The organism is Mesorhizobium sp. B3-1-6 (genome assembly GCF_006439555.1).
Lineage (GTDB): Bacteria > Pseudomonadota > Alphaproteobacteria > Rhizobiales > Rhizobiaceae > Mesorhizobium.
In genome coordinates, this window is sequence record NZ_VFTM01000067.1 from 1 (window position 1) to 5,159 (window position 5,159).

The window sequence follows — 5,159 nt, forward strand, 5'->3', positions numbered from 1 at the left end:
TTGCTCTCCTCGCAAAGGGCCGAAAGTGTAACCCATCTATCCGGAATGAACTGTCACCCATCTCTCGGGAAGGGCATACAAAACTGCGAACGCCGTACCCCGCCGTGGACACTCCAGGCTTTCCGCCTGACGTGACGAGCGTTCGAAAGAGTGAGTTTTGATCCCTTGATCAGGATCCAATGGGCTCCAACGTCAACTTGCTGCACCAGCGTTTGCAGATGGTGGCGCCTGAAGCTCCCGTTCTCATCCCGGAGTCGCTGCTTTGCACCTTCCGCAAACTTTGCAACAGCCTCTCGCTTTATCTCAACCGCTTGCCCGCTTCGGTTCTCCGCACGTTCAGCATCGGCTTTGGCGGCATCCCGAATTCTCTTCAACTCCGCGATTCGGCTCTTGAGGACCAGATCAGTCAAGTCAGCCAGACCGCTTTCAATCGCTTCGTACAGTCGCGTTAACTTCCGCTCAGCATCAGCATCCTGTCGTCTCAGATCCCTGATCCGGTCCTTCTCGCGATGGTCTTGCTCTGCCCTTCGTTGCAGCAACCCGGACAGCAGTTCCTCCAGTCGGGCTGGGTTCAACAGCCGCTGCTCCACATAGCTGGCGACCAACTCATCGAGCTCTCCATCGATATTGTTCGGCCCTCGCAGCCGGTGGGTCCCTGCCGGGCAGTCGTACAACAGGTATAATAACGGTACTGTTTGCCCTTCCCCGAGGTGCGTAGGGTCATCGCACCTCCGCAATCCTCGCAGAACACGATGCCACCCAAAAGCATCGGGCTGTTCACCGATACTTTCCGCCAAACGCCCCGTCCGGCGGGGCGAGATACCTCGAACTGCGCCAAGTTAGAGTTCCTCCAGACATCTTACCCAAGTATATATAAATATGTGCCAACAATCGGACGGCGGCAGTAGAAGCACTGCGCATTCAGCTAATTTAGCATATTAAAATATGAAGGCGTCTGCCATGATCAAAATCGATAAACCATCCAACCTACTTACAACTAAATTTTAGCAATATTGCGCTACTTCCTACCCTCGATAAGGTCGAGGTATCTATGGATCATATTTCGAAAGCCAGATGGAGCTTGGCTGGGCTGACAATCGTTGCCTACTGCATTGTCTTTTTGCTTGCCTGGATCGCTGATCTGGAAATTAGAAATGCCGGCACTGTCCTGCAGACGACCGTCCTCGTCGCCACAATCTTGGGAATCGCACGGATGGCGGCAGCGAGGCCAAGGTTCAGGGCTGCTTTCGAAACTTCATTTTGTGGCCTGCTTCTCGTCATACCAATCGTTATCGCGTCGTATCTCGCGGTTCGCGTAGGCATGCCCTGGGCAGACAACGAACTGCAGGCAATGGATCAGGCACTGGGTGTCGATTGGCTGGCGCTTCTCGCTTTCGTCGACGCTAGAAAATATCTTTCCACCCCCCTGAACGTTGCTTACGCAAGCTTTGCATTTCAGCTTTTGCTGCTACCCTTGATATTGGCTTCGTCCGGCTCGGTCTTGCGCTCCTATCAAGTGACGCTCGCATATGCGGTCATTTGCTTTGTCTCCGCCGCCATATCCGTCTGGTATCCAGCATTGGGAACATATGCCATCTATCATATTGATCCCAGCAAACTGCAAAATATTAACGGCAAGCTGGGTGTTGTGTTTCTCGACGAGCTGCAGCGAGCTCACGACAGTTCGGATTTTGTTTTCGATTTTGCGAGGGCCGAAGGGATCATGACCTTCCCGTCCGTTCACGCCGCGATAGCGGCCCTGTGTGCATGGGCAGCCTGGGGAACGAAGTGGTTACGCTACCCCATTCTCATCCTGAACATGCTGATGGCTGCTTCGGCGGCAATCGTCTCAAACCACTACGCAATTGACATTGTCGCTGGCATAGGTGTCGCTGGCCTCAGCATTGGCTTGGTGTTGTCGTTCTTTGGACCGGCAAAGGCGGAACTGCACTTCGCGGCGGGCGATGTTCCTTCCCATCTTCGGGCTCAATACCCACCAGCGTAGGGCTATTCGACAGCGCCACCTAAATTGTGCGGTCGAAGCCATGAATGAACCGAGTGACGGCTACGCTCACTCTTCCCTGAATGCCCGGTCGATCTGGTCGGCCAAGGGCTTGACCAGATAGGACAGCATCGTGCGGTTGCCTGTTGACAGCTGCTACCTTTAGCGACTTCGAATACGGTGGCTGTTGCACGCACGACATGTGACGAGCATGATCAGCCCTGGCGAATAGATTCTGCTGCGCAACTATATACAGCTGCCGGCAAGGCATTTAGGCCGTGTGAAGTCAGGCGTCATCTAGACAGCAGCGCTGCCATCAAGCAGGGCGTTAACGGGTTTGTTAATGCGGCTCGGCGTATAGAATTTTCCGAGCAGCATCAAGCGTTCCGAGCACCGCTTCACGCTCACAGCCGCGGCATTCTGTATGAAACCGAAGCCTTCAGCCGGTTCGAACCTGACGCAGTTGACCAGCTTGCGGTTTTTCGCCGCTCTCTACGTGCTTGCCTTCCATTCGGCAGACAACGACGGAGCGCCGCCCCCGATCGCCAATTTTGTGCAGAATGGCTATTTCGGCGTCTCGTTTTTCTTCCTGTTGTCCGGCTTCACCCTCACCCGTTCCTACTTCGACAGGATGTCCGATTGGCACGAGGTTCGACAGTTCGCCGTAGCGAGATTTTCCAGAGTCCGGTCTATCTCCTAGCCCTTGTCGTGGCTCTGCCGCTGACGAGCATGCCTTTCGATCATCCGCTTGCGTCGCTGGCGACACTCGGCGGGGCGTTGAGCAACAAGTTCTCGTTCGTAGCCGACTGCGTTAAGGATCCGAAATCGGCCGGATGTCCGCAGTAAGTTCTGCTCGCGTGTCACAGCACCAGCCTGTTTGAGGTCGCCTCCGGGCGACTTCTTTTTTTGATCGAGGGCAGAAATCACCAGCAATGACATCCAAAAAGCTGCCTCCGTCATTCCTCCCTGAACGCCCTATCGACCTGATCAGCCAGAGGCTTGACCAGATAGGACAGCATCGTGCGGGTGCCTGTCGAAAAGAACACTTCGACCGGCATGCCGGGCGCCAGCGTCAGACCGTCGAGCTTTTTCAGTTCCGGGCGCGGGATGCCGATGCGGATGGTGTAGAAGCCCGCGCCGCTGCGCTCGTCGAGGCTGAGGTCGGCGGATATCTCTTTCACATTGCCGTTCAGTTCCGGCGTCACGCGCTAGTTGAACGCCGAGAATTTGAGCCCGGCTTGCTGCCCTGGCTTTAGCTGATCGATATCTTGCGGCGCAACGCGCGCCTCCACGGTCAGTTCATCGGCCACCGGCACAATCAGCATGACGACTTCGCCGGGCGTAATGACCCCGCCGACGGTATGGACTGCAAGCTGATGGACCACGCCATCCTGTGGGCTGCGCAAATCGATGCGCTTCAGCTGATCCTCGGCCGACACCTTGCGCTCGACGAATTCGGATATCTTGCTCTGGACATCCCGGAGCTCGGTTGCGACTTCCTTTCGCAGATCCTGATCGACCTGAATGATCTGCAGCCGTGTCTCCGCAATGCGGCCCTTCGCCTGAGCGATCGATGCAGTGAGCTGGCCGTGCTCGCCATCGAGACGAACCGCATCGCGCTCGAGCGCGGTCAGGCGGTCGATCGACACTAGCTTCTGGCGCCAGAGCTTGCGGATGCCACGCGCTGCTCGCTCAAGCCGGAGCTTTCCTCGACAAGCTGGGCAATGCGCTCCTCGAGCTGCGCCTTCTGGCCCGCCCGCGACTGCTGGCGGAATTCGAACAGGGACTGCTCCCCAGCGATCGCCCGCGCGATCGCTGGATCGTCCTGTCGAGAGGTCAGCGACGAAGGGAACGAGATTGCCTCCTTGCCATCGCGCTCGGCTTCCAGTCGAGCCAGCCGGGCATCGAACTCGTCTAGGCCCTTGGTGACGATCGCCAGATTGGCGCGCGTGACAGTTTCGTCGAGGCGCACCAGAACGTCACCCGACTTCACGGCATCTCCTTCCCGCACGAGGATCTGGCCGACGACGCCGCCAGTTGGATGCTGCACCTTCTTGACGCTGGAATCGACGACCAATCTGCCTGATGCGATCACCGCACCGGAAAGCTCGGTGACCGCGGCCAGGCCGCCACCGCCGCCCACCAGAAGAATGCAGGCGGCAACGCCACCGATCAGATAGCGGCGAATGGTCTTTTCGACATCGGCAGCCTCGACCCTTCCGCACATCCCGTTTGATGACATAGGCGCTTACCCGCCAGCCACAGGCCGCACGCCCCCACACCCCGTCCTATTTTGAGGCGGCTCAGTTCATGACACCCGATCTCGGGGCAGCTCGAGCGCGGCAGCGGCAAGCAGTCTGAGTTCCTCTCTTGTCAGGGCTATCTCGTAGTGCTGCTTGGATTTCTTTGTGTAGATGTCATCGGCAGTCACAGAGATTATAACAACGCCTTCCTCTTCCACCTGCACACTATCGATCGGTAGTGGCCCCGAAAATATGCATTTCGACGCGCCAGCCCTTCGGCTCGGCCGAGTATGTATCCGCATCTCGTCATCCCTTTCCGCTCTCGAAAGGGTCCAATGCAGGAAAGATGCCAGATCGTGGCTATTTCAACCTTGGGCCTCAACACCGTCCACGCCTTCGCGGGCTGAATATTAGCAACTGCTTGTATTTGTCCTACCGCAGGCAGATAATGCCATTCGGGACTTTGAGGGAGGTTCCGATGCGCTGGCCCCTTATCGTGATCGCGTTCATCACTGGCTTCATCCTCTGGGACCGCTTCGAAAACGACGGCACCTATACCGCCGACGTCGAGCGAAGTTTCCGTGAGGCATCCTTGGATATGCCGGGCGGGTGGAGGCCACCTACCATCACCATCAATCGCGATTTGCTAAAGCGATAGCCGAGGGACCATCGTCTCGCTCCGGCCCCTTTTCATCACAGGAATGAAGCCGCAGCCACCCGCTTTAGATTGCTGCCAGCGCGGGTGTGTATCATTTTAATACAATCCTCAATTTGTAGACTCCTGCGATTTATTGGCGGCCATTGGCCTCGGTCCGCTTTAAATGGAGGGAAAGCCCCCGCGGGAGGAATACCAATGACCATCCAAAAGGAAGACTATCGAACCAACAGAGCCGACTATGCCATCGCATCGATGC

General features: G+C 56.9%; 5 protein-coding genes and 1 pseudogene. 4 read left to right on the forward strand and 2 right to left on the reverse strand.

Annotation, left to right across the window (positions count from 1 at the left end; all coding sequences use genetic code 11):
- Positions 1-179 precede the first annotated feature (179 nt).
- From FJ414_RS31160 to FJ414_RS31180, 3 genes are all read left to right on the forward strand, one after another.
- The gene (locus tag FJ414_RS31160) at positions 180-452 is read left to right on the forward strand and encodes a hypothetical protein (RefSeq protein ID WP_140648181.1); all 273 of its coding nucleotides are present in this window, start codon (positions 180-182) and stop codon (positions 450-452) included.
- Positions 453-1,051: 599 nt separating this feature from the next.
- Complete coding sequence (locus tag FJ414_RS31170; protein WP_140648183.1) at positions 1,052-2,005, forward strand: phosphatase PAP2 family protein; 954 nt, start codon at positions 1,052-1,054, stop codon at positions 2,003-2,005.
- A 421-nt stretch (positions 2,006-2,426) separates the two neighbouring features.
- Entirely contained in the window at positions 2,427-2,702 is a 276-nt protein-coding gene (locus tag FJ414_RS31180; RefSeq protein WP_140648184.1) for an acyltransferase family protein, read from the forward strand.
- On the opposite strand, the gene FJ414_RS31185 is transcribed toward FJ414_RS31180, so the two are convergent.
- Both FJ414_RS31185 and FJ414_RS31190 read right to left on the reverse strand, forming a co-directional pair.
- Entirely contained in the window at positions 2,699-2,941 is a 243-nt protein-coding gene (locus tag FJ414_RS31185) for a hypothetical protein (protein WP_140648185.1), read from the reverse strand. The two genes, FJ414_RS31180 and FJ414_RS31185, sit on opposite strands and share 4 nt — an antisense overlap.
- Before the next feature lie 17 nt (positions 2,942-2,958).
- A pseudogene (locus FJ414_RS31190) lies at positions 2,959-4,229 on the reverse strand (HlyD family type I secretion periplasmic adaptor subunit).
- Between the two features lie 494 nt (positions 4,230-4,723).
- On the opposite strand from FJ414_RS31190, the gene FJ414_RS31195 reads away from it, so the two are divergent.
- On the forward strand, positions 4,724-4,903 hold the full coding sequence (locus FJ414_RS31195; protein ID WP_140648186.1) for a hypothetical protein: 180 nt from the start codon (positions 4,724-4,726) through the stop codon (positions 4,901-4,903).
- The last annotated feature ends 256 nt before the right edge of the window (positions 4,904-5,159 follow it).